30 protein-coding genes are annotated in these 26,803 nt (G+C 48.5%); all 30 read right to left on the bottom strand.

From position 1 onward, the window contains the following. Positions 1 to 7: 7 nt before the first annotated feature. Positions 8 to 235, bottom strand: a complete 228-nt coding sequence (locus AC1DQW_RS06540) for a hypothetical protein (protein WP_477453349.1) — start codon at positions 233 to 235, stop codon at positions 8 to 10. 123 nt (positions 236 to 358) lie between these two features. Further along, positions 359 to 832: a PH domain-containing protein gene (locus tag AC1DQW_RS06545; RefSeq protein WP_477453350.1), complete on the bottom strand. Its 474-nt coding sequence runs from the start codon at positions 830 to 832 to the stop codon at positions 359 to 361. 19 nt (positions 833 to 851) lie between these two features. Further along, complete coding sequence (locus AC1DQW_RS06550; protein ID WP_477453351.1) at positions 852 to 1,484, bottom strand: hypothetical protein; 633 nt, start codon at positions 1,482 to 1,484, stop codon at positions 852 to 854. Then, entirely contained in the window at positions 1,484 to 2,266 is a 783-nt protein-coding gene (locus tag AC1DQW_RS06555; RefSeq protein WP_477453352.1) for a DUF4099 domain-containing protein, read from the bottom strand. The genes AC1DQW_RS06550 and AC1DQW_RS06555 overlap by 1 nt, the downstream gene beginning before the upstream one ends. A gap of 5 nt (positions 2,267 to 2,271) precedes the next feature. Then, complete coding sequence (locus AC1DQW_RS06560) at positions 2,272 to 3,525, bottom strand: zincin-like metallopeptidase domain-containing protein (RefSeq protein ID WP_477453353.1); 1,254 nt, start codon at positions 3,523 to 3,525, stop codon at positions 2,272 to 2,274. Positions 3,526 to 3,538: 13 nt separating this feature from the next. Continuing rightward, entirely contained in the window at positions 3,539 to 3,967 is a 429-nt protein-coding gene (locus AC1DQW_RS06565; protein WP_477453354.1) for a M23 family metallopeptidase, read from the bottom strand. After that, entirely contained in the window at positions 3,964 to 4,401 is a 438-nt protein-coding gene (locus AC1DQW_RS06570; protein ID WP_477453355.1) for a hypothetical protein, read from the bottom strand. Before AC1DQW_RS06570 ends, AC1DQW_RS06565 begins: the two co-directional genes overlap by 4 nt. 5 nt (positions 4,402 to 4,406) lie before the next feature. Continuing rightward, entirely contained in the window at positions 4,407 to 4,820 is a 414-nt protein-coding gene (locus AC1DQW_RS06575) for a hypothetical protein (protein WP_477453356.1), read from the bottom strand. A gap of 31 nt (positions 4,821 to 4,851) precedes the next feature. Next, on the bottom strand, positions 4,852 to 6,873 hold the full coding sequence (locus AC1DQW_RS06580; protein WP_477453357.1) for a type IV secretion system DNA-binding domain-containing protein: 2,022 nt from the start codon (positions 6,871 to 6,873) through the stop codon (positions 4,852 to 4,854). A gap of 73 nt (positions 6,874 to 6,946) precedes the next feature. Then, a complete protein-coding gene (locus AC1DQW_RS06585) occupies positions 6,947 to 7,432 on the bottom strand; it encodes a hypothetical protein (protein WP_477453358.1) in 486 nt (161 codons plus the stop codon). A 14-nt stretch (positions 7,433 to 7,446) separates the two neighbouring features. Beyond that, positions 7,447 to 12,984: a DNA methylase gene (locus AC1DQW_RS06590; protein WP_477453359.1), complete on the bottom strand. Its 5,538-nt coding sequence runs from the start codon at positions 12,982 to 12,984 to the stop codon at positions 7,447 to 7,449. Next, positions 12,974 to 13,240 (bottom strand): hypothetical protein, encoded by a 267-nt coding sequence (locus AC1DQW_RS06595; RefSeq protein ID WP_477453360.1) that lies wholly within the window; start codon positions 13,238 to 13,240, stop codon positions 12,974 to 12,976. The genes AC1DQW_RS06590 and AC1DQW_RS06595 overlap by 11 nt, the downstream gene beginning before the upstream one ends. After that, positions 13,240 to 14,076: a DUF4138 domain-containing protein gene (locus AC1DQW_RS06600; RefSeq protein ID WP_477453361.1), complete on the bottom strand. Its 837-nt coding sequence runs from the start codon at positions 14,074 to 14,076 to the stop codon at positions 13,240 to 13,242. The genes AC1DQW_RS06595 and AC1DQW_RS06600 overlap by 1 nt, the downstream gene beginning before the upstream one ends. A gap of 2 nt (positions 14,077 to 14,078) precedes the next feature. Beyond that, on the bottom strand, positions 14,079 to 15,260 hold the full coding sequence (gene traM / locus AC1DQW_RS06605; protein WP_477453362.1) for a conjugative transposon protein TraM: 1,182 nt from the start codon (positions 15,258 to 15,260) through the stop codon (positions 14,079 to 14,081). 4 nt (positions 15,261 to 15,264) lie between these two features. Continuing rightward, positions 15,265 to 15,684, bottom strand: coding sequence for a hypothetical protein (locus tag AC1DQW_RS06610; RefSeq protein WP_477453363.1), 420 nt, complete (start codon positions 15,682 to 15,684; stop codon positions 15,265 to 15,267). Then, on the bottom strand, positions 15,662 to 16,276 hold the full coding sequence (traK, locus tag AC1DQW_RS06615) for a conjugative transposon protein TraK (RefSeq protein ID WP_345955236.1): 615 nt from the start codon (positions 16,274 to 16,276) through the stop codon (positions 15,662 to 15,664). Before traK ends, AC1DQW_RS06610 begins: the two co-directional genes overlap by 23 nt. Before the next feature lie 17 nt (positions 16,277 to 16,293). Further along, positions 16,294 to 17,454: a TraJ family protein gene (locus tag AC1DQW_RS06620; protein WP_477453364.1), complete on the bottom strand. Its 1,161-nt coding sequence runs from the start codon at positions 17,452 to 17,454 to the stop codon at positions 16,294 to 16,296. A gap of 4 nt (positions 17,455 to 17,458) precedes the next feature. After that, positions 17,459 to 18,238 (bottom strand): hypothetical protein, encoded by a 780-nt coding sequence (locus AC1DQW_RS06625; RefSeq protein ID WP_477453365.1) that lies wholly within the window; start codon positions 18,236 to 18,238, stop codon positions 17,459 to 17,461. Beyond that, entirely contained in the window at positions 18,235 to 18,906 is a 672-nt protein-coding gene (locus AC1DQW_RS06630; RefSeq protein ID WP_477453366.1) for a hypothetical protein, read from the bottom strand. Before AC1DQW_RS06630 ends, AC1DQW_RS06625 begins: the two co-directional genes overlap by 4 nt. Further along, the gene (locus AC1DQW_RS06635) at positions 18,903 to 19,571 is read right to left on the bottom strand and encodes a hypothetical protein (RefSeq protein ID WP_477453367.1); all 669 of its coding nucleotides are present in this window, start codon (positions 19,569 to 19,571) and stop codon (positions 18,903 to 18,905) included. Before AC1DQW_RS06635 ends, AC1DQW_RS06630 begins: the two co-directional genes overlap by 4 nt. After that, a complete protein-coding gene (locus tag AC1DQW_RS06640) occupies positions 19,568 to 20,236 on the bottom strand; it encodes a hypothetical protein (RefSeq protein ID WP_477453368.1) in 669 nt (222 codons plus the stop codon). The genes AC1DQW_RS06635 and AC1DQW_RS06640 overlap by 4 nt, the downstream gene beginning before the upstream one ends. Beyond that, entirely contained in the window at positions 20,187 to 22,985 is a 2,799-nt protein-coding gene (locus AC1DQW_RS06645; protein ID WP_477453369.1) for a TraG/VirB4 family ATPase, read from the bottom strand. Before AC1DQW_RS06645 ends, AC1DQW_RS06640 begins: the two co-directional genes overlap by 50 nt. Then, positions 22,963 to 23,271 carry a plasmid transfer protein gene (locus AC1DQW_RS06650; protein WP_477453370.1) on the bottom strand — a complete coding sequence of 103 codons (309 nt, stop codon included), beginning with the start codon at positions 23,269 to 23,271 and terminating at the stop codon, positions 22,963 to 22,965. Before AC1DQW_RS06650 ends, AC1DQW_RS06645 begins: the two co-directional genes overlap by 23 nt. After that, positions 23,271 to 23,579: a DUF4134 domain-containing protein gene (locus AC1DQW_RS06655; RefSeq protein ID WP_477453371.1), complete on the bottom strand. Its 309-nt coding sequence runs from the start codon at positions 23,577 to 23,579 to the stop codon at positions 23,271 to 23,273. Before AC1DQW_RS06655 ends, AC1DQW_RS06650 begins: the two co-directional genes overlap by 1 nt. A gap of 89 nt (positions 23,580 to 23,668) precedes the next feature. Then, positions 23,669 to 23,962 carry a DUF4134 family protein gene (locus AC1DQW_RS06660; RefSeq protein WP_477453372.1) on the bottom strand — a complete coding sequence of 98 codons (294 nt, stop codon included), beginning with the start codon at positions 23,960 to 23,962 and terminating at the stop codon, positions 23,669 to 23,671. A 1-nt stretch (position 23,963) separates the two neighbouring features. Continuing rightward, positions 23,964 to 24,257, bottom strand: a complete 294-nt coding sequence (locus AC1DQW_RS06665; RefSeq protein WP_477453373.1) for a hypothetical protein — start codon at positions 24,255 to 24,257, stop codon at positions 23,964 to 23,966. Further along, a complete protein-coding gene (locus AC1DQW_RS06670; RefSeq protein WP_477453374.1) occupies positions 24,254 to 24,517 on the bottom strand; it encodes a hypothetical protein in 264 nt (87 codons plus the stop codon). Before AC1DQW_RS06670 ends, AC1DQW_RS06665 begins: the two co-directional genes overlap by 4 nt. Next, positions 24,514 to 24,849 (bottom strand): hypothetical protein, encoded by a 336-nt coding sequence (locus tag AC1DQW_RS06675; protein WP_477453375.1) that lies wholly within the window; start codon positions 24,847 to 24,849, stop codon positions 24,514 to 24,516. Before AC1DQW_RS06675 ends, AC1DQW_RS06670 begins: the two co-directional genes overlap by 4 nt. After that, positions 24,846 to 25,475 carry a ParA family protein gene (locus tag AC1DQW_RS06680; protein WP_477453376.1) on the bottom strand — a complete coding sequence of 210 codons (630 nt, stop codon included), beginning with the start codon at positions 25,473 to 25,475 and terminating at the stop codon, positions 24,846 to 24,848. Before AC1DQW_RS06680 ends, AC1DQW_RS06675 begins: the two co-directional genes overlap by 4 nt. Before the next feature lie 17 nt (positions 25,476 to 25,492). Then, a complete protein-coding gene (locus AC1DQW_RS06685) occupies positions 25,493 to 26,803 on the bottom strand; it encodes a relaxase/mobilization nuclease domain-containing protein (RefSeq protein WP_477453377.1) in 1,311 nt (436 codons plus the stop codon).

Raw genomic sequence — 26,803 nt, forward strand, 5'->3', positions numbered from 1 at the left:
GTCTTTTTCAGCGTCCGGGCCTGCGGTCTTGGTAACGCATATAGTTCTGAAACTGGCGCTCCATATCCCGGCGCTCATCATTTTTTTTCATGCGGCGATAAACGCCCCAAACGAACAGCGCCCAGATACCGAAGCCCACGGCATACATCAGGAAGGGTGTTTTGGAATACAAGGCACCCATAAAGGCACCGGTAGAAATGAAACAGGTAAAAACCAAATAAACAAACGTTTTCATTACAGTAAAATGATCGGATTTCCTTGCTAAGCAACCTCGGGCAAATGGGTCAAAATGCCCTCATGTTTTATACTTAAAGATACTAATTTAATTAGTTATTAGAACGGATTTCAACAAAAAAGTTTAATTGATCTCGTAAATTTTATTGTTCAGCCGGGCCTGCTGCACATATCCGCGCAGGGTATCTACGAGGTCGGAGGCCGGAATTCCGCGCAGCCAAACAATGGGGTTTTCCGGGTCGGTACTTTTCAGCGTCAGGTTCATCAGGCCGCAGACCTGCAATAAAAACGGCTGCGTTAAAATGTAATCTTTCACACGATATAACTCAACCTGGTCGGTGCGCTTAAAAAAGATCCCCCGCCTGATGCGGATGATTTCCGGCGTGATGGTATAACAAATGTGGCGGATAAACCAAAATCGGTAAAGCCCAAATACGGCAGACAATAAACTGATCCAGACCAGCCCCGGCCAAAAGCGCCAGGCCAGTAATAAAAAGCCCAGGCTGCACAGCATAAAAGCCAGCGCATGCACAAAGGCAAACACCGCCGCAGGCCGGATCATAATCACCTGCGGCTCATCAACAATAATGGATTCCATAAAAATTTAAAAAGATTAATCAAATCAAAAGCCCGGCTTCCGCCTTCAGCTCGTCAAAATAGGTATTGTGTACTTTAGGTTTATCGGTGGCAACACCAAAACGCACCCCTGCCACCCGTTCAAAAACCGCCAGGCTGAAATTTTCCTGGCTGAACGAAAAAATGCGGGAACGAAAGCTAACAGCCATCTGCTCACCTTCAGACAAATAAACCGACAAAGGCCAGCCCTTTATGGCAGCCGCCAGCTTTAGATCAGCGATCCGCCCCAACACATCCCGCCCAAACAACAGCCTAAAGGCTTTACATTCCAAATGCGCCCTAATCCACAAAAGCTGCGCGTCACTAACACCAGCCCCCAAAGCCAAAAACAATAAGTTTTCGGTTTGCGGAAAGGCGGGCAGCTTTTTATTCAGCCAGGAAACCGCATCGAGTGCCGAAGCGGACAGGATAACCATGCGGACTTGTGAAAATTGCAGGTTACCTGCCAGCCAAATCGTGTCCGTTACCGGCACCCTATGAAAAGCAAATCCAAAATGTTCTGCGTCCCCGCCGTAAGTAAAGACCAGGTTACCCAAAGTATCTGAAGTATAAAAAGGCCGGAAGAAACGCTGTACTTCCGACCTTACGCCTAAACGGGTCAGGTATGCGTGCATCAGCGGCTGATCGTTTCGGAAATCTCCTCGTCGGTATCGTTTTCCGGCTTAACTGTCGGCGCAGCCTGTTTCGCTTCCGTTTCGGAAAGCTTCTCCATCGCTTTATGAAAGTTCCTGCCGGGTTCCTTATGCTGCGGCTTATTAAACAGAGCATTCAGCCCTTTGAACAATACATAAGAAACACCGCCGTCTATCAGCACCGAAGCGATCAAAGCCAAACGGTCGGCACGGATCGCCTGTTTGTCTTTGGCAGAATACTGGATGGTCGTACCGTCTTCGGTTTCGACTTCTTTACCTCTGCGGTAATTTTTCTTTTGCTGCTGCGTCAGCGGGATGTCGTTAATTTCATCCGGTGGAAAAATCTTCCCGGTATCGACGGTAATAAACTCATTGGTGTCCTTATCAAATTCGACCAGCACTTCACGTTTATCGCCTTCGCCGTCATTAATTGTTTTTATCACATTCACCGCTTCACCTTTTTCCAGGCTTTCAATTTCGGTATCGGTTAGGTATTCCGGCCCTTCGGCAAATTTATAGATCGGGTGCGCTAAGAGTTCCACACCGCCGCTTTCATTGCGGCGAAGCGATAGCTTCGCATCTAACGCCGGGATATGCAAACCCTGTTGTTCCAGATTTTCCAAACGCAGCATATCTGTCCGGCGACCATTCAGCAAAGCCGCCAGGTCGTCATTATCGATGTGCAGGACATTCCAATCGGCCAGCCCTAATTTTTGAAGTTCCTCCATCGGGAGTTCCTCCCTTTTGAATTGTTGTTTGATCATCGCTTTTATCGTTCTATCTGGTATTGTTCATCCAGGAATTGTTCAACGGCCTCGGTTGCATGATAAGCAGCTTCTTCAGCGGAAACACCCCGGCTGGCAGCAACTTCCTGTGAGTTATTCCGGGCATCCAGCAACTCGTTAAACAGTACATCTTTGGAACTCATTTTGAACTTGCGCTCACTGCCTAAATCCTGCATCTGGTAAATGTTATTCTTCTGGGCCTTAATCACTTTAAACTCGGTGCCGTTATGGGGGATGACCTCGCCTTCGGTGAGTTTGGTGGGATCGATCTTTGGTGTATCGATTTGCGTTTCCGTTGCTGGGCCGATCTCATTCGCATTCTCCGACTGCTGTGTTTGTTCAGCTTCCTGTTTTTCCTCGATCTGCTGCTCAAAGCCTAAAATATGATCCACGATCTTTTGCGCATCCGAAGTCGCATTAAACAATTCGGAAGGATCTTCTTTCATAATCGCCGACCAGCTTTGCACATAGCCAACATGGTCATTCAGGTCATACGGTAAATTCAGTTCCTTGCTCAAAAACAGGGAAACTAAATTAGTGCGCAGTTCCTCACTGATCATGCCGCCCGGATCGTTGCCGACCTGCGGACGGTCCAATGCTTCAACCGCATTGGTGCGGTGCGCCAACTGGTGCAGCGCTTCGGCATAATATTGTTCCGGGCTGGCAAACTGCTCCATTTCCGGGATAATGATCGCATCCAGCTGGCGGTCATAGAACATATCCTCGCCTCCATTTTCGATCACGACCTTGCTGTTGTCCAGGATTACCTGGGCACGTTCAGCGGGTGAAAGGATGTTAGGTTCTTTTTCCCATTTTTCGATATTGCGCATCTGCTCGCCGTTGAAGAGCCAGGCATCTACCTGTTTGGGTTCCTCCAGCTTGATCCGTTCGGTGCGCTGCTTGCCGTTCTCTTTTAAAACTGGCTGGCCTTCACCGTCCACCATTTTCTGGTATTCATAATTGGACATAAACTGGATCAGTGTGCCGGTCGCGCCTTTGACAACCGCCGTATGGTTACGGTTAGCCTGGTTAGAGGTGCCCCAGCGCGGGTCATCCCGCTTCTGCATTAAAAGGATCAGCGCTGACGGCCCGGCATAGCGGTGCCCACTTTCGATGTTGAACGGCAATGCCGAGTTTGTACTGTTGTTTGGCCGTTGAAAGATAGAAGTTCCGGCTTTCAGGTCCGCGATCATTTTTCCTGTGATCTGTTCGGACAGGGGTTTAAAAGGTGTACTCATGGTTTTTCCTTATTTAATTTGTTAATTGATTATTCGTTAAGCCCCGCAGAAAATGCAGCGGGTTGACAGGAACCTGTCTATAGCTGACGCTGAAGTGTAAATGCTCGCCGGTCACCCGGCCGGATGAACCCGTAATGCCCAATGGGGTACAGGAATTAACGGAATCCCCCGCTAAGACAAAAACCTGCGATAAATGGCCGTACAGCAAAGTAAAGTCACCGCTTGCCAGGCGGATATGCACACCCGTCACCGAGTCATAGCCGACAAAGGCAATACGGCCCGGCATCACCGCAAAAACGGTATCATGCCTGGCCTGGAGGTCAACGCCAGAATGAAAACAGAACCGCCCGGTGACGGGATGAACCCTGTAACCATAGCCTGATGTTAATACCAGGTGCCGCAGGGGCAAAGCCAGCAAGCAGCAGTAAAATAATTTAATCACCGTCCGTATTGATTAGAGATGTCGCGGGAAATTTGATCTTTTAAAATTTCGACACATAAGATTTGAATCGCCGGGTGGTCACGGGCAGTATGCATGGCCTTGATTTTTTCGGTGACATCGCCATAGCGTACTAGCAGCTCTACCCGTCGCAATGCCTTGAATTCCCCGGACGTCTTATCCTGTAACAGGTTCACGAGGTTATCCTGTATTTGATCCGAAGGCAAAAAAGTAAACAAGGCATCGGCGGAAAAAAGCCCGACCTTATCCCGGAAGTCAACATAAATATTATCAAGGGCGATGTCGGCTTCGCTGATCACGCCGACCTGGTTGCGCTTGCCCAAAGGATCAGCGAAGAGTTCAGGATGCACAAATACCACCTCACCCCGCAGCTTGTCGTTTGCGCCAGAAATTTTACAGAAATCTAAATCATTCATGTCATTCAGCGGCTCACGCTATAGTTCTGCTTCAATCCCAGTTCTTCTTCCAGCGACGCCATGCTATAGGCCAGCACCGCAGGATTGTCGCGCGAAATTTCAATCGCCTGCCTGTGATCCTTCGTTAAGTTTGAATTGGCCAGCATACCTACCCTCAGCAGGTCTTTAAAATCCTGTGCATTCATTTTCAGATGGTCCTGCATGGTGTCAAAATGAATACTGGCGGGCTTTTTCAAAACCAGCAATGCATCGGCTGAAAACAATGCCTGCCCATCGTTGCCAAAGGTGACGATGACGTTATCGTTTTCGATTTCCGCAGAGGCAATGATGCCGATCTGGTTCTTTTTTTCGGCGGGGTCGGTCAATAATTGAGGGTGTACCAGCACTAAGGTGCCGGAGAGTTCGTCGTGTTTGTTCATGGGAAAAGTGTTTTAAAAATGATCGACTGGATTATTTAGGCTGGGGGATCGGCTTCATGCTGCCTTTGGGCAGCACCTGTACTTGCAGGACCGGTTTGCGGAAGCTTTCGACAATGGCATCGACCTCGCTGTTAATGCGCATAAAGTTCTCCCGCAGAATTTCCTCCTTGCGCCCCCCGAAATCATAATAGACGGGCAGGTCGCGGTAACCGGCTTCTTCGGCGTTTAATTCGGCAACGCTCAGGTTCACTTTGCAGTTAATGGCCGATGTTTCAAACTTACCCGTATAGACCTCCTGCACATCGGCCGCGATGAGGCCCACCATCTCGCCCGTATTTAACGAAGCCATTTTACCCGCCGGAATCAATGGCTCCAGTTTTTCCTGTAAGGAGGTCGAGGTTTTGTTACGGTCGATTGACAGGCTTTCGCCAATCTGTTTGTTTTTGCCAAACAGCCGTTCCAGCCAGTCCAAAGTTTCCTTGTTCCTGACCGAACCGGCCAGCACATTGCCCACTACTGCGGTGATGGTAGCGGCGGTATCTTTCCCGTAATGTTGATTGAACTGCGGCAATTCTTGTAAACCCATCAAAATCGCCACCTTATTACTACGAGCAACTGCCAGCAGGTTTTCGATCTTATAAGTATATAAAGTTGGGATTTCGTCAATGATCAAAGCCGATGGCAGATTGCCCTTACTGTTGATCAGCTTGGTCAGGCGGTTCATCACTACCGAATAGCAGGCCGAGTTGATGTTTTGCGTATTGGGGTCGTTCGCCAGCACCACGATGCCCGGAGTAGCCTTATCCGATATTTTCAAATTGAAATCATCACCCGAAAACACCCAAAACGTTTCTTTCGTGGCTAAGCGGCTAATAAAGATTTTCAGCGTACCGATCTGACCCTCCAATTGCGGAAAGGCTTTGGTGGCGTAAGCGCTTTTAAACGGTGATAACAAGGAAACCAGTTCCGGCTCCGAGAACAACGTATTGAAAACATCCTCGTAAGAATGATTGAGAAAGGACAGCACATGCGGAAAGCTGGAATATTTGCCGCCAACATGTTTAGAAAAGAAGTAAATGCAAGCAGCCAGGAAGTTGATAGCCGACTGCGTAAAGAATTGGTCGCTGCCGCCGGACTTATCACCCTTTTTCATCGCTTCAACCAATCCTTCGGCACCCTCGGAAGCATCGGCCAGCGACCGCAGGTAATCGGCCCGCCAGGGATTAGTACGGCGGCTGCGTTCTACATCATTCAAATTAATGACATGAAAATCATAACCCTTGCACTTACCCTGTTGTTTGGCCAAGAGGTAACGGTAATAAGCGATCTTTCCTAAGTCGGGATATTTGTAATCGTAGACCACCGTACAAAAACCCTTGCCGATCATCTGCCGGATAAAGGGATTGACGATGCCAAAGGACTTACCTGAACCCGGCGTACCGATCAGGATGGTACCCCGAAAGGGATTGACGATATTGATCCAGCCAGCCCGCACTTTGTTCTTGTAATAGAACTGCATGGGGATGTTGACTGAATAATCAGTAACGACCGGCTTTACTGGCTGCATAAAGCTTTCGCCTTCGACATTCCAGATATCCTTACCCAAACCTGAGCGGATCATCTTAGAAACGTTGTCCATCGAAACGCTGATCAGGATAGCACCCAAAAGCGAGCAAACCATATAGCCTAAATCCCACCAGGTGGTAAAAGCTAAGGCTAATGCACCATCCCTGCCATACAAAAAGGCCGCGCCAAAAAACAGCAGCAGTCCTAATGCCAGCGGGTAAAGGATATGCAGTTTCGGGTCAAGTTCCTGCTTCTTTTTGGCTAAGGTGCCGATGCTGACCAGACAGATCAAAAACAGCGTCGCCAGCTTACTATACAGCAAGTTGCTGTAAATAAGCACATGGCTCAGCTTTTCTATCGGCCCATAAAAAAAGCCCCAGAACGGGGCTTGCTTATAAACAAAGATGGCGGCTTCAAGCGCAATGGACACATAGATGAGGCATTGCATAAAACCATGAAGCTTATGCTGCTCGTGGGTTTCTTCCATATAATTTGGTTTTTAAAGGAAGTCAGGAGGGCTTGCGCCGTTCTTCCATAACAAAAATTGAAAACAGTAAAATTCAAGGGCTAAAGCGTTCGATACTTGCAATCGTATCATGGATCGCGCCGCCGTGGCTGAACAAGGCAATGCGCTCCAGTGAAAATTTCCTACCCGCCCCCATCACGATGGAGTGGTAGCCAAAGGTGATTACGATACCGCCCGGCGACAGGCGGCGGGGTATTTCGTCTTTCAGTTGCCGGAACGGGCTGCAAATATTGCCTTTGTACAACTCCATGCTTTTCCTTAGTGCATAGGGAGGGTCAAGTAAAATCGTATTAAACATGTCGCCTGACCAGCTTCGCAAAAGTTCTAAAGCATCGAGATGATAATCGGCAGGCATAACCGGATCAAGGTCGTTCCTAATCTCATCCACATCGAGCAAGGTCGGGCCTGCAAACAGGTTGAGCACCCGGCCCTCGCAGCGCTTTTCCACCCATTGCCTTACCGGTTTAACGGAAAAAGTATAGCGATGCAGAGGGCTGCGGTAATGTTCAAACTGCACCATAAATAAAGGACTAATTATCGCGTTAAGTCTTCTGCAGAGTAATTGACACCTAAAAGGTGTGCACGACGAATCATCTGCAAGTTTTCGGAATGGTCGAGAGTATCGGTTTGGGTTTGTTCTTCGGTGAGTTCTTCAGCCTGTTCTTCTTCGGGCACCGACTTCATTTGCGTTTCCCTGATCTTGGCTGCGATCTCTTGTTCCAGCCTGCGCAGTTCAACCCTTAGTTCAACCAGTTCCTGTTCCTTTTCAAAGGTCTTTTGACTGAGTTCCGTTAAGGTCGGAACCTCTGTAAGCAGTTCGGTTTGCTCTTTTTCATATTTTTCCCGCAAGCCGGTCACCTTATCAATCGCGTTCAGAAAATAGCGGGCGGCCAGCTTTGAATTATCTATGTTAGGGTTCCCACCGTTGCTCTGGTATTTAATGCCGCCCGGCCCTTCGGCGAACAGGTGGTTTTGCATCCGGTATTTGAATAAACCCTGGTCCTCATAACCCTCCCGCTGCTGGCGGATATAAAGGTTAAACCCGTATAATGTCCCGATTTGTTTTTCCTCGGGTCTGCCTTTACCGGGCTGCCAGCCACGGTAGAGCGCGATGATCTTATTGCCCAAAGCTTCGGCATCCGCAGATGGAAAATCGGTCAATTGTATAGGATTAAGCTTATTGCCCTCTTTGTTATGCTTTAACTGCGAATTGTACAGGGCTTCGTCCTTGAACAGGCTGTCCATCGTGCCTTTGATTTCGCCAAGTCTTTTCTCGGCAGCTTCCAGGCTGTAACGGTTACGGGCGACTTCGCGAAAATGGGCCGATTTCCAGCCCTCCAATTGCGCTACTTTCTTTTCTACCTTTGCCTTTTCCAAAAGGGTGGTGTCGCCGGAAAGGATGGCGATGTATTCTGAGAAGTTCATGCCGCTCTTTTCATCAAGCGCGCCCTCATCGAGTGTACGCACATTCAGCTCGCAGTTCTTCATCTGCGAAATAAAGGTCTGCTTGTTTTTGAGCAGATTGAATTTATAGGCATCCAATGATTGCTCAACGCCATAAATAAAGTTAAGCACCTTATTATCGTAGAACTTTTTCGCCAGCCAGTTCCCTTGCCGTGCGCCTCTTCCATCGCGCTGCTCCAGGTCGCTCGGACGCCAGGGCGTATCAAAATGGTGCATCGCTAAAACGCGGGCCTGCACATTGGTACCTGTACCTAATTTCTCGGTACTGCCGATCTGTATCCTGATCTCGCCGTTGTTCATCATTCTAAACATCTCCGGCCGTTTCTTGTCCGGCCAGTCATGGATAAATGAAATTTCGTGAGCAGGAATATTAAAATCATTGACCAGTTTGGTCTTCAACGCATCATAAATATTGAACTCATCCGGTTTAGGGGTGCCGATGTCGCTAAAAATCAGTTGGGTTCCTTTATGAGGTGTGCTTTCGTGATAGATCTCGGCAACCTTGCGGGCACAAACATTCACTTTGTTATCTGGGTGGTCTTCATATTCCGGGTCGATCAGCCGCATATCCGCCGACATTTTCTTGGCGTAATTGGTGGCGATCAGCATCCGGGCATTATCTTCCTCGGCAGTAAGGCGCGGACGACCGAGCAAGGTCGCATCGCCTGTTTCTGCAAACTTCATCAGCTTTTTGATAAAGTCCTGCTGGTCGGGTGTCGGGTGAATGTTTACTAATGTTTCAGAAAGCTCCGGCTTATCGAGGTTTATATGTTTTGCCGTTTTATAATCGGTGATTTCGTTATAAAAAAGCGCCAGTTCTGGTACTTTGATAAAATGACGAAAGCGTTCTTTAGCCGTGATCTGGTTGGTGACCGAAAACTCAAAGTCGGTTGTCTTCTTGGCAAATACCGCTGCCCAGGCATCAAAGTTGCTGATGCTTTGCCGTTCGAGTTCGTTTGGCCGCAGGTATTTGAAGATCAAATACATTTCGGTCAGGCTGTTCGAGATCGGTGTTCCCGATAAGAAAGTTACACAAAGGTCGGCATCGAACTTTTGCTGTAAAGTCCTCACCGCAAACAGCATATTCAAAGCTTTTTGGCTGCCATCCTGGTTGCCCAAACCGGCCACGCGGTTATGCCGGGTGGTAAAGGTCAGGTTCTTGAACTTATGAGATTCATCGACAAAGAGGTGGTCGATATTCATTTCCAGGAAGTCGATGCCGGAATCCTTTATATTTTCGAGCGTGTATAATACCCCCTCTAATTTGGCTTCGAGGTTCTTCTTGCGCAGTTCCAGCCCTTTGAGGATTGAGCGCGAAACTTCGCCGCCCAGGGATTTGAGGGTATCAAGGTCGGCCTGAATATTATCCAGCTCGGCCTCTAATATTTCCTGCTGAACTTCGGGCGACTGCGGGATCTTCCCAAACTGGTCGTGCGTCAGGATGATACAGTCCCAATTATTATTTTTGATCTGGTGAAACAGCGCCTGCCGCTTGACCGGCGTAAAATCATTTTCGCCCGGTGCCAGTATTTTTGCCAGCGGATAGGCCTTCCGGTAAGTATCGGTGATCTGCCCGATGTTAGCCTTGAGCGCCAGGATCATAGGTTTTTGTACAATGCCCAAACGTTTCATTTCCTGCGCGGCAACGATCATGGTCAGGGTTTTGCCCAGCCCAACTTCATGGTCGATCAGCGCGCCCCGATTCTGAATGATGCGCCAGGCGGCATTTCGCTGCGAACTGTACAAATCTTCGATGCCCAATGCCTTTCGGTCAAGCCCCGGAAAAGCTAAATGGCTGCCGTCATATTCCCGCAGCACATAACAGTTGAAAGTTTCATTGTACAGCGCTTCTATTTTGTTCTTTTCGCTTCCCGGCAATTCGCGCAGCCATTCTTCAAAGCGGCTGCGGATCGATTCGATCTTTTGGTGTCCTAACTGGATGGCCTCGTTGTCCGGCAGCCTGACCGCTGTATCACCCGAACCTACCTTATAGCTGAAATAAGGACTGGTATTTTCCAGCGCATGTTCCAAAAGCGCCGCGCCCTTCATTTTGATGCCGGACTTCGGCATGATCGCAAATTCCTCGTCGGTTTTGGCATTGCCATTTTTGTAGCTGACCTTAAAAGCATCAGCCGAGGAAAAATATTCGATATGCGTGTCCAGGCCAAAAAGGTCGCTGGCAAATTGCTGGTAATAGCTCACCGGCATCCAGCGTTCTCCCAGGTTAAAGTCTAATAATTCAAAGGGTATCTTTTCCGGCTGCACCCGCCTGATCGCTGCCAGGCTTCGTGCAATTTGCAAATCATCGGGATGCGCCCCGGCTGCCCTTTCCGCCAGTGCTAATTTTTGCACCACATTACCGGACAGGTAACTATCATTCGTTTCCCATGAGCGGTTGATGGGGTTCATCAATATTTTGCCGTCCAGCTGACGGATGATCGCGAACTCATCCAGCCCGGTCATGGTGCTCATATAGTCGAGGTCAACGATACCCTTATCATTTAGGCTACGTGCCAATGCTTCGGTCGGATCATCGGTATGCAGGTTTTCTTGCTGCGGGAATACCGGGCCAAAAAAGATATCGGCCTTAGTCCAGGCCTCGTTTTCCCGGCGCTCCAATGATGAGAGCACCACGAAACCCAAAGCGGCATCCTGTAATATCCGATTCCGGTTGTTTCCCTTATTCAGGTCTCCGTATTTGCCGGTAAAGCTTTCATAGTTCCGGTTGAGTATTGACCGCAAGTGCGGCTGCACCTGTAAAGTTTCCGCTTCCTTCGCATACAGTTCCATATAGCTGTCGCGCAGACCAATGTATTGCCTAAAAAAAGGGAGGTCGGTTTGCTGATCAAAAGGCTGGAAATCTGCCTGCGCGTTCTGGATCAGTCCGGTCAGACCGGCTTTGCCTTCATGGATCACTAAGGTATCCCGCTTGTAAAACGGTTTGATGGCGGTAAATGGCACCGGCCTGTCAGGCAGCAGTTCAAAAGCGGGTTCCAAACTGCGGTCGCCTTCGTAGCGGAAATCATGGCCGAAATATTTTAGTTTTGCAGATAAAGCTTTGAGTTCATAAGTCAAGGTATTGCCGCTGACCCATTTATTGGAAAAACTTAATTCCTTGACATTGCTGAATAACTTATAGAGGTATCGGCCGGATTGTTTCGCCTGTGCGGTAATCAAAACAATACTGTCATGGTCGGGCCTGGTGGTAGTGCGGATAGTGCTGATCTGCCTGCCGGTTGCCGGATCTACAAAGGCCTTATCCAGATCAGATAAATAACCCTGCGCCTGGTCGTTATTCAGGGTCGGGGCGTCGAACAGACCCAATTGACCCTGACCGGAAATTGCTGAGGTCTGTACTTCAGGCATATCCAGAAAAGTAAAAAACCGTGCGTTCGGCACGGTTTTACTTTCAATTTTGCTTTTCGATTGCTCATCAGCCAACCGCTGCTGTAAGGCTTTCCAGCGGTCCAAGTCAAAGTTTGCAGCTAAGCCTTCGGCTACCTGTTCCATGAGCGGCTGCCTGATTTCCTCCAGCGGGCCTTTCTGCCAAATCCGCTGGCTTGGCTTGCCGTACTGGTTTTTGCCTTCCCCTATGGTATCGGCCAAACGCAGTTCCGGGTGCCGGTCGATATAAGCATTGACGGAAAATTTACCATAGCTATTTTCCTGCTCGACGGTATCGATCAGTAGTAATTCGGTTGGGGTAAAAGCTTCTTTGTTGTCGTTCTTCTGAACCAGCAGCAAATGACTCGGCGCTTCCGTGTTGGCGGTATCCTTCATCAGGTTATCCGGCAAAACCGACAAGCTGATAAAATCTGCCGAAGTAAACACATGCTTGCGTCCCAGTGTATTGGAGGCCGTATTTAAGAAAGCATCCGTCACCAAAAATGCCAGCAGGCCGCCGTCACCTAATTTATCCAGGCCTTTGGCAAAGAAATAATCATGGATCTTGTTGGTTACCGCGCTGCCCTGGTAGGCCGGATCGAATACCTTGAAATTACCAAACGGAATATTGCTGGTAATAAAATCATATTTGCCTTTTTCGTCCGGGGCGGTTTCCTCAAAACCACGAACCTGAACGATATTGTTTATCGGCAAAGTCAAGGCGAGCGCCATCAGCACCTTGCCGGTCAGGATGTCCTTTTCGACCGCGTTGACCTCCTGCAAATCCGGGAAGGCTTTGAGCGCTTCGGTGATGAAGATACCCGCGCCGCTGCTCGGCTCATACAAACGATGAGGCATAATGCCCTGTTGTTTCATGGCCGCATATAAAGCAGCAGGCAGCAACTCCGGTGTGTAAAATGCGGTATCGCTGCTGCTTTTAACCGCATCAACGACCGCCTTGTAATCGGCAGGCGATAGTTTTTCCTGCAACAGTCCGTGCAGCTCCACCATCATCGGGTGCAGGCGCAGGTCATTTGCAGAGGCGTTTTGCTCCACCCAGGTTCCCACCGGCCCCGCGCCAAACAAGACCGCTTTTAAACCGCCGAAACCCGCGTAGCTTTTCAGCACTTCAATTTCTTTATCGTTGTAGCTTTCCTGGCCGGATAAGGCAATACGCAGGGCCGCGATATTCCCGGCCAGCTTCTTTGAACTGTTAAAAGCCATTATTCTGATCTCCTTCCAGGTATTCGGCAATGGTGCCGGTAACAGCGTAGCGCAGCAGGCGGCTGTCCTCACTTTCGGGAAAGCCGAACTCATCAAACAAGTACTTGCATACCGCCAGCAAATTCAGCAGCTCATAAATGAGGATGCCGCTGACATGAAAAGCCAGGTGGGTTTGCTCAAATTCCTCCTCGAAGACTTCCAGCAAATAATCGTAGCGCTCGCGTTCGTCCGGCTCCAGTAATTTTAAAGGGTTCATCAGATGGGTATCGTATCCGCATCGAGTACGTCCTGGTAAGTGATATTCAAAGTGATCACCCTGCCGGAAATCTGCTTTTCGCTCAATTCGATATGCAGCACTTTATTTCCGGGGAAGGTGATTTTCTTCAGGACAACGATGTTGCGGTAGGTCTTTTGAAAAAACGGGTTGGTAAACAGGATGAATTCGGGCTTAAGTTCCACCGACTGGACATTAGTGGCCTTGGTGATCTTTTTATCATCGATGTGGAAACGGAAGTCTTCAATATTGTAGGTCAGGTTCGTTTTGTTCCGGTAACCCAGGTCGATAAATACATAATCCCCGGCTGTATAGATATGATATAGTTCCGCTTTCAAGTCGAATGCCTTCGTTTTTTCAATGGCCCGCCCCGGCCGTTTACAAAAGAGGTTGAGCGCCATTTGCTTTAACTGGTTTTGCGAAAGCCCGATACCCGAAATATCCAGCGGATGAGTGTTGCCAGGGTCAATCGCAATTTCCGTTCGGGCATCCCTGGCCGTGATCGAATCCGCCCTGATCACATGATATTGGGTAATAAATTTTTCACCCGCAATAGTGATCACCGCATCTGCCGAATTCACCGAATCTTTTAAGCGGATGCGCAGTACATTTTTTAGCGGCAGGTCGCCGATAACCGACTTGGCGGAAATGTCCACGTACTGGATCGGCTCCGGTGAGATAAACTGCACGGATACGTTTTCGGGCAGGTAAACAATCGGCAGGGAATTCTTTTTAACGCCCTCGGCGAATGGCGTTAATTGGGCATAGCTGTGCAGGCTTGCCATAAATACGGCAAGAAAAAGGTGTAATCGTTTCATCGTTAGTAGTGTTGCTGCGCTTTTTCGAGCGCTTCGTTATCGATTAAATAGACGTAAGAATTGTATTTGATCTTGGCCTTATCCTTACGGATCAGCCCGGCAATGGCAGATGAAGTGGATTCAAACATTTTACTGGCCGTGCTCATCGCAAACTGACTGGCCACCGAGCCGGTGCCGCCGCCGTCAATAGTCACACCTTGCACGGTATTGGTGCCGAGGTCTTTGGTAAAATCCCGAAAAGCCGATTCCGGCACATATAGCCCGGAAAGCCCGTCGAGGTCGTACACCTGCAATTTGACCGGCAATATTTTATTTTCGTAAAGAATGGATTTGACCGTCAGTTCCACCCGCTGCCCGGAAAAGCCGGTGATCAGCGCATATAAATAGGTTCCTTTGGGGATGCGGTAATTCCCGGCATCAATATCATCCAAAAGCCGCAGGCGGATACGCGTACCCGCATAACCCGTTAGGTTCTCGTCGATCACCACTTTAATAAAATCCGGATGTTTTTCAGGCAGCACGGTATTAAATTCCGATGGTGAGACATCTGCCAGCTTCACCGCTAATTTGGGTTCGGCTGCTTTTTGCGCGGCCATTTTAGCCCGTGCCTCAGATTGCAGCCGCTCGGCTTTAACTGCCGGATCATTGGCCTTGTTCATACTATCGAGGTAGGCCATCTGCTGCCGGAAGGTTTCCATTGGGTCTTTAACCTTTTGATCATTGGCTGCGCTGTTTTCAGCGGGACGGGGGTTTTTTAAACCGTTCAGTGCTGCCAACATGGCCTGGTCATTATTAACAGGCTGCTTGTGCACCGATGCGCCTGTCGGACTTTGCGCGTACTTGGCTTTCATCGCCTCATTGATCGAGTCCAGCATTTTCTTTTCCTTGTCTGAATAGCTGCTTTGAAAGGCCGGATTGCTTGTTATCTCGGAGGGCAATGGGTTAACGGCGGTCATGCCGTCGCCTTCTTTATAAGTATTGCGGTAAGCGTCCAGCTTATCTTCCAGCTGTTTCTTTTGTACATCGCCGGATACCTGGCCTACGGAAGTGTTGATGCCATTTACCGGCTTATCTTCTGCCTTTTTGGCGGCAAAGCCGCTGTGATAAACAAAGAAGAACAAACACAGGAAAGGCAGCAGGATCAGCGGCAGGATGTATTTGGGTTGTTTTAAATTGATTTGCATAATGCTAATGGGGTAAGGTGAGACGGATGTGCTGCAGGCTGTCGAGATCGCGCACCAGGGTGATACTGTCAGATTTATTCAAAACTTGTTTAGCGGTAATACTATCTACCTGCCGTCTTAAATGAATAGTTGTCTTTAACGCCGTACCTGCTGCCAAGATATGATCAAAACCGCTGTTCAAGACTTCGCTTTGCGGCTGGGCCTTTGCCTTTTCAGTTGGCACCATTTTAGGATGCAACCAAACCGCCAGCACAGCCGAAGCCAATAATAACGCGGTCATCAAACCAAACAGGAAGCGTGGATATTTGGCAGCCAACTCCTGACTGAACCGGCTGCCTTTATCCACGTAGACCGAAAATTCCTTTTTAAATTCACTATACAGCGTATCCCTGGGATCGCGGTTAGAACGTATTCTTCTGAACATTTTCGAGGTCTTTGTTTTCAAGTGTTTTCCAGTTCACAATGAGCACCCCATGCGGGTTATTATCGCTACGGGGAATATCTTTCAGATATCCTTCGGTAATTAGCGAACGGATGACCGTCGAACTGCGGCGGTCGATCTTCAGCTTCCCGAAATAGCGGAAATACCGCCTGGTCATATCCAATGAGATCGAATCCGTTTGCAGCGTAATGACCGAACTGGAGGACAGAATGGAGTTGAAAAAACCATTCTCCTTCAAATTATTGTACTGGTCAACGCCCGATTCATCTACGAGGTACATCGCCTTTTTTAACTGGTACTCGATATACTTATCATCCGGTGTCAGCGAAAAGAACAGGGCATGGAACAGGTCGATGTCTGCGCGGTACTCTGCCGGGCGGTTAACCTGCATATCCGTTTGACCAGCCTGCAATGGAATACCATTACTCAGGATGTAGATGCTTTTGCGGGCATCGCTGACCTGGCGGTAAGCATAGAAGCAGCAAATAGCCGATAAAACGATGGAGGTCAAAAAACTGCCCACAGCTACCCAGGTCGCCAGCCTTATTTTGGCTTCGATATTTTTTACGATCATAAAAGGTTGGAAAAAGGTTAGATGAAACTGCCGACGATGCGGGTGGCACCGGCCATCGTACTGGCACCACGGCCGAAATTGGAGGCTGCCGAGCTGATACCTGATGTAGAAATTATCCAGGTAGAAATGCTGGGCACGGTAAACATACAGATCGCGCCGATGACAAAAACGATGATCACGGTACCAAACGATAAAATTCCATTACCGGCAAAAACCGCCAGCTTAGCCATATCAGCGGGCGCACCAGTCTTGCCAACGAGTTCCTGGTATTTACTGATCTCGGAAGTCAGCGCGTATTGCTGCATCAGTCCGCATAAATACATGATGAGGTAGGCGATACCGGAATACAAATTGACCGAAACAAAACGGGCGACCCAGGTGCTGAAACTATCTCGGAAAGCAGGTAAAATACTGACCGCCACCGAAAACGGGCCGAGGATAATGAGGATCGAGGAATAGATAATTTGAATCATAAAAATTATGTACACAGCTATCCTAAGAATCCAGATGCCGAGCAATTCCAACAGTTGCGTAAAAAGCAATTGCATCCCGACAGTAAGCCGGTTCTTCAATTCCAATAACGGTGACACTACATCGGCAATGCCCTGTTTGACCGTACTGGTCACAGTGTTCCAGGCCTGCCCGTACCAGGTATCGCTTTCCTTTTCGGCAACATCGGCCTGCGCCTGGAAGGTATAGAGTGAATTGGCGACCTGCAGCATCAGGTTAGCGCGCGTAAAGCGCAAACCGTCTACATCGCTCTGCACGCTGTCAAACATTTGCTCGGTTTGCTGAGCAACTAAATCCGTGGGGAAAGCAACCATTTTCACGAACCCGCCCCACCAGATAATGATCATCGCTAAACCAAAAGGCCGTAACAGCGGCATGATCTCCATACGCTTATCGCCCACCATCATTTCGTAACTCTTAATGGCAAAAAAAACGATCATAAAAATCGCGGCCAGCGCCTGCGCATCAGAAATAAATAAATCGAAATGTGTCCAGATCGAATTTTTGAGGCCCTTTAAAAATACCATGACACCACTTTCATAAACCGCATCGCCCTGCAAATATTGTAGCGACTTACGGCTGATCATGGTATCAACAGTGGCAGTTTGGGCAAAACCTGCCATTCCCCACAATGTAAACAGCAGGTATAATAATATTTTCTTCTTCATGCCTTTAATATTTAGCATTCATCAAAATTTTATTGGCGATCTGCACATCACTATTCGGTGTCCAGTTTGGAATAGTCACTGTGCCTTTTTGAAGGGCTTGCTGATGGACTGCCATATCCAAAGTCATTTGCGCGGTGGAAGTACGGATTGCCCAAACGGATGACAGGTTCTTGTACTCATTCAGCATCCGGTAATAAGCCATGATCCGGGAACCACGATCCATATCGGTTGAACGCGCACCGTTCAGCCTTTCCTTTAATTTATCCAGTTCACCCGTGTACCAAATGTAAAGGCCTTCGGAAACCAGCTTGCCGCTGACTTGCGGTGATAATCCGCCTAAAATTGACACCGGTGAATAGTTCAATAAAGGATTGAATTGCTGCTTATAGTATAGCAGCCACAAAGGGTCGGCATCTGACAACAAACCAGATTGCGAAGCGATTTGCGATAGCGCTGTGTTCCTGGCCGTATCTGATTGCAGCTTATAGCGGTTATCGATCCCGTTCATCGTAGCGACCAAGGCCAGTCTTTGGGTTTGCTGACCGTTGGCACTCAAAGGGCGGATGTCCGTCTTATGGTAATTCGGATCAAAGAACCCCCAAACCAGCCAGTAGTAAGGGTTCAGGCTTAGGAAGCCTTTTTTGGGGTAGAACTTGTTCTGGTCCCATTGCTGGAACACCATGCGCTGGCTTTGGTTATCCACCGCATCATCCTTGATGAGGGATTGCGCTTTTGCTGCGAACAGGCTAAAGCATAAGGCGAAAAGCATTAATATTTTTTTCATTCTTTGAGGTATTTAGCGTTAGTAATAATTTGCTGGACGAAGTACTTGTCCTTATTGATAAAGTCCTGCCAGGGGTTGATCGTGGCGATAATGCCGCGCTGTTTGGCCCAATACATGGCGCGCCAGGCACCATAGGCCAAACCGTCCAAAATCTGCAAGGTATTGGTGACCTTTTTTAATAGCTGGTCGCGCCCGTTATAATCGGCCAGTATATTATTGCCAGATTTCAGCACATAAGTCGATACCTCGCTGACCAACGCCACTGACCGCACCTTCATTTCGTTGGCGATATTGGTGGCGAATAACAATAAGTAAGGATCGGACTTGCCTAAAGCCAGGGCCTGGTTCAGATAACTGATCATATCGGCGGTAATAGTCGCCATGTATTTGACCTCCAAGCCATCCTTTAAAGCGGAGTTGACATTGGACAAACCGTTATAAATCATTTCTTGCGCCAGGACTACCGAACCCACGTTGGTATTCAAGTCCTCGATGTTATTATTTATTTTTCCGAGATACTGATTATGGGTTTGCTCTGCGCTCATCCTAACCGCCTGGTTGGCCTCTACTGATACGAGATATTTTTCGTCCAATACGTATTGCTGTGCAGAAGCCGATAGCTTAATGCAGAAAGCAAAAAGCACGAAAAGAAAGATTTGCTTTGTCATTGTTTAAGATATTTGGCGTTTTGGATGATACTTTCGGCTACGTTTTTGTCCTGATCGATATAATTCTGAAAGGGATTGATGGAACGCAGCAAGGAATTAAGGTTGGAATAGGTCAGCGTATTGACCAGCTTACCGGATAGTTCCTGAATCTCCGAAAGCTGCATCAGGACGTAATCAAATAAAAGTTTCCGGTCGGATGCCTTCATCTGGTTGACATCGCCAAGCGATAAAGTCAGGCCGGTGACGTAGCCGATCAGCCCCTGCGCTTTTTCAACAAACTCGATCTCGGTCTGGTAACCTAAAAAAGCGAGAGCCGGGTTCTTTTCCACGAGGCTGATGATCTGAGCCTGGTAGCTCACGATCTGCTTTACCTCCGGCGTGGCGTAAATGCCGATATCGGCGATATTGATGGCCGTGCCCAAAGTATTGTACCTGTTTTGTAAGGTGCGGTACATATTCTTCATTTTAGTAAGCAGGGTTAGATTGGCCTGTTCATTGGCAGTTACCGTTGCCTGGTTGTTCCTGGCTTTTACCTGCTGTGTGTGCTCGGATTTAGACTGATCTATCAACTGATGGATGCCGGCAATGTCAAGGGTGCTTTGCTGGGAGAAAGAGAAAAGCGGAAAGCCAAAAGCGCAAAACAGAAAAAAGAATAATTTCTTCATTGCTTCAGGTATTTGGCGTTGTTCAATACATCGTTGGCGATCTGGACATCCATATTTTTCCATTCTGACCAGGGATTAAGCGAGGCCCATATCCCGCGCATTTTGGCCCAGTACATCGCCCGGCCCATGCCGTAAGCGATGCCGCGCAGGATCTGCATTTCGCTCTCGATGTGGTTCAGCAGCTTACCCCGTTCGCCTGCGTCCATTAAATTATTTCCACCTTTGAGCACAAAGGCGCTCACATCAGCAGACAGTGTCACTGCCCGCGTCTCAAATTCTCGCGCGCCTTCTTCGGCAAAAAGTAATAAGACTGGATTAGATTTGGCGATGGTTATCGCCTGGCCCACATCGTTCACGATATCTGTCCCACAACTGGCGATCTCCTTAATGGAGGTGAGGTTATTAATAACTGAAGCTACCTGGCTCAAACCCTTGTAGATTTTGTTTTGCAGGTCGTTGACAATTACCAGTTGCCCGGTTACCGCCAATTGGCCTTTTTGAATCAAACTTAAATTGTTGTTGGTGGTATTTAACTGGCCGTTGATCACGGCGCTGTTAACAGCGATAGCTGCCGAAGTGACCGGGTCGACCACGACTTCCTGTGCGAAAACGGTTTTACACAGCAATACGGGCAGGAGGATAAGGAGCATTAATGTTATCTTCATAGATGTCATAGAAAAAAGGATGATCGATTTGGTTAATATGGCTGACAAACTGTGCGAGGGACAGTTTACTGGCGTGAAAATCATTGACAAAAAGGTCTAACGCGTGCTGGTACCTGCCAAAATATTCGATGTAAACTTCGAGTGCCGATTTCTCCGGCTTCTCCGTGGAGAAAGTTAAATACTGGTGCAGGCTGACCTCTACGCCATAGACCTCGCCAACCGCGCCGCGCCGGATATATACTTCTTTAAAGCGCCCGCGTCCCTCGGTATTCTCCAACTGGTTAATAGAAAATATCTTTTTGCGCTCAGTTTCATTGATCGATAAGAGCGAAGCAATAGCCCCGTAATTATCCTTGAACTTGGTTTGATCCAGCAGGCAGATGGTGTCCGAATTGTTGATAATGCTATCTTTAACTACCGCGTTACCGATGATGTCGCCTAATTCCTGTGTCACCACAATGGCCTCTCCCCAAAACTTTCTAACCGTTTTGTAGAGGTAAAGCAGGTACGAAGCCATCAAAGGGCTTGCAATCGCTTTCCATGCCTCTTCGACTACCAAAGCCTTTCTGCGAGATGACCTGAAGCGCATCTTCTGAATGAATACGTCCATGATCGCCAGCGTAACGATTGGAAAGAGAACCCGATTTTCCTTCACGGCGTCAATTTCATAGACGATGAAGCGTTCGGTAAACAGTGATGAGTCGGTCGCTTCGTTCAGGATTTGTGCAAATTCGCCGCCCTTATAAAACTTTTTGAGCACATAGCGGAACTCATCCACATCAAAAGGGATGCGTTCTTCCTGCTTGATCTCCGGGATCTTCCAGAGCGCGAATTCATAAAAACTGTTGAAGTTTAACTGTTCGATATGCGGCTTGCCCTCGGCTTTCAGGCGGCGCAACTGTTCATCCTTAACGGCCTGGTGAAACTTTTCATCATAGGCCGCACGGAAAGGGTCGGCTTCGTTCGGCGTAAGCGTATCGCCGGAATGCGTGAGGGCGTCTACTAAAGCCTGGTCATCACGCGACAGCTCACCAGCCAGATCATTGTCCAGCACTTCAATTTCAAATTCGGCGAATGGCGTGAAGCCGCTACCGCCCTTCATTTCTTCCATCACTTTTTTGCGGATCGCGAACTGGTCTTTTTTGGAGATTGGCGGCAGTTTTTCCTGCTCAAAGTATTGCAGGTAATAGGCATTAATTACATTACTGATCACATCGCGTTCCACCTGGCTGAACGTACCGTCCGCACCTTTCCAAAGCAGGCCGACCAGCGTAATCAGGAAATCCTTTTTCTCGATATTGAATTCCTCCACCGTGATCTGGAAGGGGTTCATCGTGATCGGCTTCTTATCGGTATAGGTAATGTACTTGCCTTTGTAATAAGCGCATAGCCCGGAATAGGAATGGCCGGTGTCCACAATGACCATATCCATATTGAACAACATATATTGCTCGATGAGGCTATTCATAAAGAAGGACTTACCCGACCCACTGGGGCCTAACACAAACTTGTTCCGGTTATTGATGCGGTTGGTACGCATCGGGAGATCGGCTACGTCAATACCTACCGGTACGCCCTGCCGATCTGTAAAGCGTACCAAAAAATCGGACGGCTCATCGAGCGGCATCGACTCTTTCAGAAAGAAACAAACGGCTGCATCGCAGGTGGTCAGGAACCAGTCGTAATCTTTCAGTTCCACGGCATTACCCGGCAAAGCGCAGCGGTAAAGTTCCAGCTGGTTGTAGCCGTTTTTGCTTGCCATGATGCCCAAACCAAAAAGCGCGCTTTCGATAAAATTGGCCGCTTTTTGGATCTTGTCCTGCTGTGCTGCAAGCACAATATTAAAATGGCAGTTGACCAATAACTGATTTTCTCTTGCCACATCATTTAAGAGCAGATCAATGTCCTCGACACATAACGCGTTGGCCGGGTCGGGTATGCCGGAGTGCCGCTTCTTTTTCAATTCCAGCTTTTTCAGCGTCATAAACTGGCTGGGTATATCGATGACCTGGTTAAACAGGATCACCTCGAAATCCGGCACCCGGAACAAAAACGACAGGAAATCCACCGGGAAACCCCGCAGGGTTTCCTTTTCATTCATTTCGATGTGCGTACTTACCGATGGTGGCAGATCCACGTTATCGATATTGATCAGCGGGATATTGCGGATAGCGCGGTCACCCATTTTGATCTCGGTATCGTTCGGCGCGAAGTTGTTGAGCACGATATGCTCCCGCTTAAAATCCATCGCCAGGAACTGCATGATCAGTAAATTGAGCTGCTGCTCTATCAGGATCACGGGTGCCGTCTTTGCGGCAACCAAAATGTCCATGACTTTGTCCAACTGCTGGCTGAAATCCCGCAGCGCCTTTTTATCAAAAACATAAAAAGCGCCCTTGCGTACCTGGCGGGTCAGTGTGATATAGGTATTGACCTTGATATATTCCCGCCCGGCAAAATGTTCATTGTATTTCTGCTGCAAATACTCGCCGCCATCTTTGAGCGGGTATTCTTCCTTACTAATCACATCTGATTTTTGCAGTAAATACCCATCGCCCATGATCTTGACCACGTTGATCATCAGCGCGTGGAACTCATCGTAAGCCGCAGAGGCAGCCGAGAAGCGGGTAACTGGGTTAGTGATTTGAATAACCACCGAACATTCGCCGCCTGCACCGACTAAAATATCGATACCATTATAATGGTCGATACCGATATAGGGAATATTAAAGACTTGTTTTCCGGCCATAACGGGAGAGATTTTTGAAGTTGACCTGGTGAATGAATATGCCCGTCGGGCGGGCTTTGATATGGAGGCCTTGTTTCTGTTTGGAGGCGATAAAGACAAGCCCGCTTGCAACGGCGGCGATCAGGACGATCAGGCCCAGCCACATATTGACCAGCGCCATTGTTAATGCGCCCAGTACCAGGCCGGCCAGCAAAGAGCCGACACCCCAATAGATATACTTGCCTTTAAACCCACGGTATACGAGGGGCCTTTGCAGCCCCTTGTATACCTGGAATTGCCTGGCCATTAGGTGAGGCCAAAGAAGGCTTTGATCACAACTGCTGAAACCACAAGGAAAACACAACTTCCTCCCCAACCCATCAACTCCTTATTGATGTCCTGGTCTCCACTGTTCCATTTTGAGTAGACGCGGATAGCGCCGACAATACCGACGATACCGCCAATGACCAGCGTGACATTGGTCACCGGGGCGACATAGGTTTTTAAGGAGGTGGTAGCAGAGTTCAGGCCGGTAACACCGTTCTGGGCAAAGGCGGATGCCGTGCCCAGGGCAAGGACCACGGCTGTGGCCCACATTTTTCTAATTTTGTTCATTATAGGGGTATTAAAATTTGAATGAAATAAAAAAGGCGGCCCCCGAATTATCAGGGAACCGCCGGGGTTATGGAGGGGTATTAAAGAACTTACAGGCCAAACACGCCGCGCAGGAAGGCACCTGCCAGTACCATGAAAAAGGCGGCAAAGAACCAGGCGGCCACCTGCTCATCGATGCGCGGGTGCCCCATTTGCCAGTTATGGTAAATACGCACCGCGCCGATAATGCCAAACACGGCGGCAAGCACCAGCGAACAGTCCATCGCGGAAAAGAAAGTCGATCTTAAATTTTGCTGCGCCTGCTGCATTTCCGAAATGCCAGGTTGCGCGGTTGCGCCCAATGCAAGCAGGCAACAACAAAAAGTTAATAAATTGGCTTTCATATTAAAAGCTGACAGAACGTGTATAGATGATGGCTTCCTGTTTGGCCAGGCGAAAGAGGTCGGTGATCGGCACCCCACCGGAACCGATCACTTCATTTTTGTTGGGGGATTTTGGCGGCTGTACAGCCTGGGCCGTCAGCTGAACCGGCGTGACCTGTTCGGAAAAAGTCAGTTCATGCGGATTTCCGCTGGCCACGTCCTGCCGTTTGCTGCGCGCCAGGTCGGTCAGGATGACGATCAAATAATAAAGGCCATAGCCGCCAGCCAGCCAAAGTAAAAAATGTGTCCAGTTCATGTTTTGAGTTGTTTTAAGAATTGGTCGATTGCCAGCCGCAGTTCCGGGTGCTGTTTCAACAATTCGCTGATGGCAAAAGCCATTACTTTGGTGATGTCGATTCCGGTGGCCAGCTTGAGCTGGTTCAGGATCACGACCGTATATTCATCCAGCCGGATATGCACGACGCTATTATGGTCGCTGTTATCATAGGCCCTGATACGGTCCAGTATTTCATTGAAGGCCGGGTCGCGCTGCTGGCGAAGGATTTTTGGGTTCATAGCTCGAAGTTGGCTAAGTGTGCTTTGATTAATGATTTGAGTTCGGGGTTCTGCTCGAATAGCTGCCTTATAGAAAAGCAGATCAGGCGCGTCACCTCTATGCCGGTGGCGATCTTCAGATGATGGATCATTTGCGCAGTTTGCGCATCCACACGGGCATGGATCAGCGTTTTGTTGGCACTGACATCGAGATCGCGCATCAATGAAACGATCTCCGGGATGTCCGGCGGCTTTGCTGATTTGGGTTTAACCACTTTTACCGGCTTTTCCGGCGTATCCGGTTTGGCCACCTTACTCCTTAACTGGTCGGCCAGCGTTTTGATCTCGCTCATAAATAAGGTTGAATAAAGTCTTTAAAAACCCGGTCGAAAACCGGCAGCAAAAGCGCCTGCACGTTTAGCGGCGTCTGGAAAGTATTGGTGCGCTGAAAATCGATACGGTCGGCAATCGCTTCAGTTACGTGGCCTAATTGGTTCAGCTGTTCATTCACATCCGCCTTGATCTCGTACTTGACATTGGCCTTGATGCGGTTGGGTACAAATAATAAATGCACCTGCGGGTTAATCTTCTTCAATACCAAAGCAAAAGGGATCGTTGAATCAAAGCTGAACTCATCATAGGCAAATGGACAAATCGCTACTTGTGCTGCTTTAAAGACACCTATCAAACCATCATCATCCAATTTGCCCGGCAGGTCGATCAGCACAATGTCCTTTGGATTATCCCGGATGGTGTCCGCCATCATTGGAAAGTCTGACAGCCCAAATGCCAATACCTCGTAAGGCTCAGCGTTCTCCAGTATTTTAGCTTTCTCGAATTTTTGGGAAATCGACTGCTGGTAATCCATATCCAGCACGGTGACTTTGCACTTTTTATTTTGCGTGAGATAATTGGCCAGCAAAAGCGTGAGCGTGCTCTTTCCGGCACCGCCTTTCTGGTTCCCGATAATAATGACCATAAGATTTGTTTTAATTGTCAGCGGAGATTAGTTCTTGCTTTTTTCTTTCGGCGGCGTTTCATACCGAGTATGGCTTCGTCATCGACGTCTGATGCCAAATTAATTTCAGGGGTTCGCAGGTGCTGCCGGTAGATTTCCTCATCCGTTTCCTGTTCCTGGCTGAAGTGTTCGACCAGAACCTGACGATCCCTTTTATCCAGGAGATCTGTCGTGTCCATAGATGCCCCAGCTGATAAATCATAGAGTATCAGGCTTTCGCCGTTTCTGATGATAACCAGCCCCTGGTGCTGTAAACCTTGTGTAAGGTCGGGGTAGTTATAAAGCGCGGCCTTTAAGATCGCAGCATAATAATCCAGCTGTTCGGGGTTGACTTCGTAACGGATATCCGGTTTTTCTTCGGGATGACCGCCAGTAGGCTGAATCGCTAATAACTCTTTTAAAGGCATGATCTCACCGCCTTTGAAAACATTTTTGCCTGCATGGTCGATGACGGAATATCCATAGGGTGGCTTATCGCCGGAAGCATGAAACAACAGGTCGATGCCGAACTTTTCTTTCAGACAGGCCGCGAACAAAGACGTGTAAACGCCATGTTTTTTAGCTATAGCCGTATCATATCTCGCCGCATATTTATGAAACCAGGCCTTTAGCTGTATAATCCTTTGTTCATCCGGTGCCTGATTTTTAAGTCGTTCCTCGATAGCCGAAACATTAACTTCCCCTTGTCTTTTACCGAATTTGATCACCAGCAATTTGCCGTCCTGCTCTTTCAACGTATATCCCCGGCTCTCCAAAATCATCATGAACTGAGCCTTGGTAGCGAATTGGTAAACCAGCGCGTTAGCGACATCAGCCTTTGCATTGTGCTTTTCATCAAGCCCCATCACGATATTCATTTGCTCCTGGCCTTTGATCTGTTCATAGCTGTCACGGATCTTTTTGCCTTGCTTATCGACGCGGGTACTTACGATGTGTACGTGGTTGTTCAAAGTATCCTTATGAAAGATGATAAGGTACGGCTGTTTGTCGTAGCCCATCCTTTCCAGCCATTGGGTCGCTATTTCGGTCAATTCCTGTTTATTGTATGACCTGCCCCCGGCTGAAATGGCCACATGCAATTGCGGCTTTTTAACGGCCTTGTTTGTTGCCGATACCATTTTGAGATAGTTCTTGTAATCCTGCGGCCGCATAAGTTCCAGGCCTTGCAGTGGACCGAAGTTCGCCACCTTCGTCAGTTCGCCTTTGTTCCGGTCCATCTTGCCGGTATTGTAAGCCACAGCAGGGAAATGACCGTTCGGCCCACGGGTATAAAGAAATTTGACGATCAT

The organism is Mucilaginibacter sp. P5_A4, assembly GCF_056400605.1.

Bases quoted from the DNA above. Each gene is read 5' to 3' on its own strand.
- AC1DQW_RS06675 (WP_477453375.1), bottom strand. From the start codon at position 24,849: ATGAGCGAGATCAAAACGCTGGCCGACCAGTTAAGGAGTAAGGTGGCC.
- traK (WP_345955236.1), bottom strand. From the start codon at position 16,276: ATGATCGTAAAAAATATCGAAGCCAAAATAAGGCTGGCGACCTGGGTA.
- AC1DQW_RS06580 (WP_477453357.1), bottom strand. From the start codon at position 6,873: ATGGAAGAAACCCACGAGCAGCATAAGCTTCATGGTTTTATGCAATGC.
- AC1DQW_RS06670 (WP_477453374.1), bottom strand. From the start codon at position 24,517: ATGAACCCAAAAATCCTTCGCCAGCAGCGCGACCCGGCCTTCAATGAA.
- AC1DQW_RS06560 (WP_477453353.1), bottom strand. From the start codon at position 3,525: ATGAGTACACCTTTTAAACCCCTGTCCGAACAGATCACAGGAAAAATG.
- AC1DQW_RS06640 (WP_477453368.1), bottom strand. From the start codon at position 20,236: ATGAAGATAACATTAATGCTCCTTATCCTCCTGCCCGTATTGCTGTGT.
- AC1DQW_RS06685 (WP_477453377.1), bottom strand. From the start codon at position 26,803: ATGATCGTCAAATTTCTTTATACCCGTGGGCCGAACGGTCATTTCCCT.
- AC1DQW_RS06655 (WP_477453371.1), bottom strand. From the start codon at position 23,579: ATGAACAAAATTAGAAAAATGTGGGCCACAGCCGTGGTCCTTGCCCTG.
- AC1DQW_RS06680 (WP_477453376.1), bottom strand. From the start codon at position 25,475: ATGGTCATTATTATCGGGAACCAGAAAGGCGGTGCCGGAAAGAGCACG.
- AC1DQW_RS06630 (WP_477453366.1), bottom strand. From the start codon at position 18,906: ATGACAAAGCAAATCTTTCTTTTCGTGCTTTTTGCTTTCTGCATTAAG.
- AC1DQW_RS06645 (WP_477453369.1), bottom strand. From the start codon at position 22,985: ATGGCCGGAAAACAAGTCTTTAATATTCCCTATATCGGTATCGACCAT.
- AC1DQW_RS06635 (WP_477453367.1), bottom strand. From the start codon at position 19,571: ATGAAGAAATTATTCTTTTTTCTGTTTTGCGCTTTTGGCTTTCCGCTT.
- AC1DQW_RS06590 (WP_477453359.1), bottom strand. From the start codon at position 12,984: ATGGCTTTTAACAGTTCAAAGAAGCTGGCCGGGAATATCGCGGCCCTG.
- AC1DQW_RS06555 (WP_477453352.1), bottom strand. From the start codon at position 2,266: ATGATCAAACAACAATTCAAAAGGGAGGAACTCCCGATGGAGGAACTT.
- AC1DQW_RS06665 (WP_477453373.1), bottom strand. From the start codon at position 24,257: ATGAACTGGACACATTTTTTACTTTGGCTGGCTGGCGGCTATGGCCTT.
- AC1DQW_RS06650 (WP_477453370.1), bottom strand. From the start codon at position 23,271: ATGGCCAGGCAATTCCAGGTATACAAGGGGCTGCAAAGGCCCCTCGTA.
- AC1DQW_RS06550 (WP_477453351.1), bottom strand. From the start codon at position 1,484: ATGCACGCATACCTGACCCGTTTAGGCGTAAGGTCGGAAGTACAGCGT.
- traM (WP_477453362.1), bottom strand. From the start codon at position 15,260: ATGCAAATCAATTTAAAACAACCCAAATACATCCTGCCGCTGATCCTG.
- AC1DQW_RS06540 (WP_477453349.1), bottom strand. From the start codon at position 235: ATGAAAACGTTTGTTTATTTGGTTTTTACCTGTTTCATTTCTACCGGT.
- AC1DQW_RS06660 (WP_477453372.1), bottom strand. From the start codon at position 23,962: ATGAAAGCCAATTTATTAACTTTTTGTTGTTGCCTGCTTGCATTGGGC.
- AC1DQW_RS06620 (WP_477453364.1), bottom strand. From the start codon at position 17,454: ATGAAGAAGAAAATATTATTATACCTGCTGTTTACATTGTGGGGAATG.
- AC1DQW_RS06575 (WP_477453356.1), bottom strand. From the start codon at position 4,820: ATGAACAAACACGACGAACTCTCCGGCACCTTAGTGCTGGTACACCCT.
- AC1DQW_RS06625 (WP_477453365.1), bottom strand. From the start codon at position 18,238: ATGAAAAAAATATTAATGCTTTTCGCCTTATGCTTTAGCCTGTTCGCA.
- AC1DQW_RS06600 (WP_477453361.1), bottom strand. From the start codon at position 14,076: ATGAAACGATTACACCTTTTTCTTGCCGTATTTATGGCAAGCCTGCAC.
- AC1DQW_RS06595 (WP_477453360.1), bottom strand. From the start codon at position 13,240: ATGAACCCTTTAAAATTACTGGAGCCGGACGAACGCGAGCGCTACGAT.
- AC1DQW_RS06585 (WP_477453358.1), bottom strand. From the start codon at position 7,432: ATGGTGCAGTTTGAACATTACCGCAGCCCTCTGCATCGCTATACTTTT.
- AC1DQW_RS06570 (WP_477453355.1), bottom strand. From the start codon at position 4,401: ATGAATGATTTAGATTTCTGTAAAATTTCTGGCGCAAACGACAAGCTG.
- AC1DQW_RS06610 (WP_477453363.1), bottom strand. From the start codon at position 15,684: ATGTTCAGAAGAATACGTTCTAACCGCGATCCCAGGGATACGCTGTAT.
- AC1DQW_RS06545 (WP_477453350.1), bottom strand. From the start codon at position 832: ATGGAATCCATTATTGTTGATGAGCCGCAGGTGATTATGATCCGGCCT.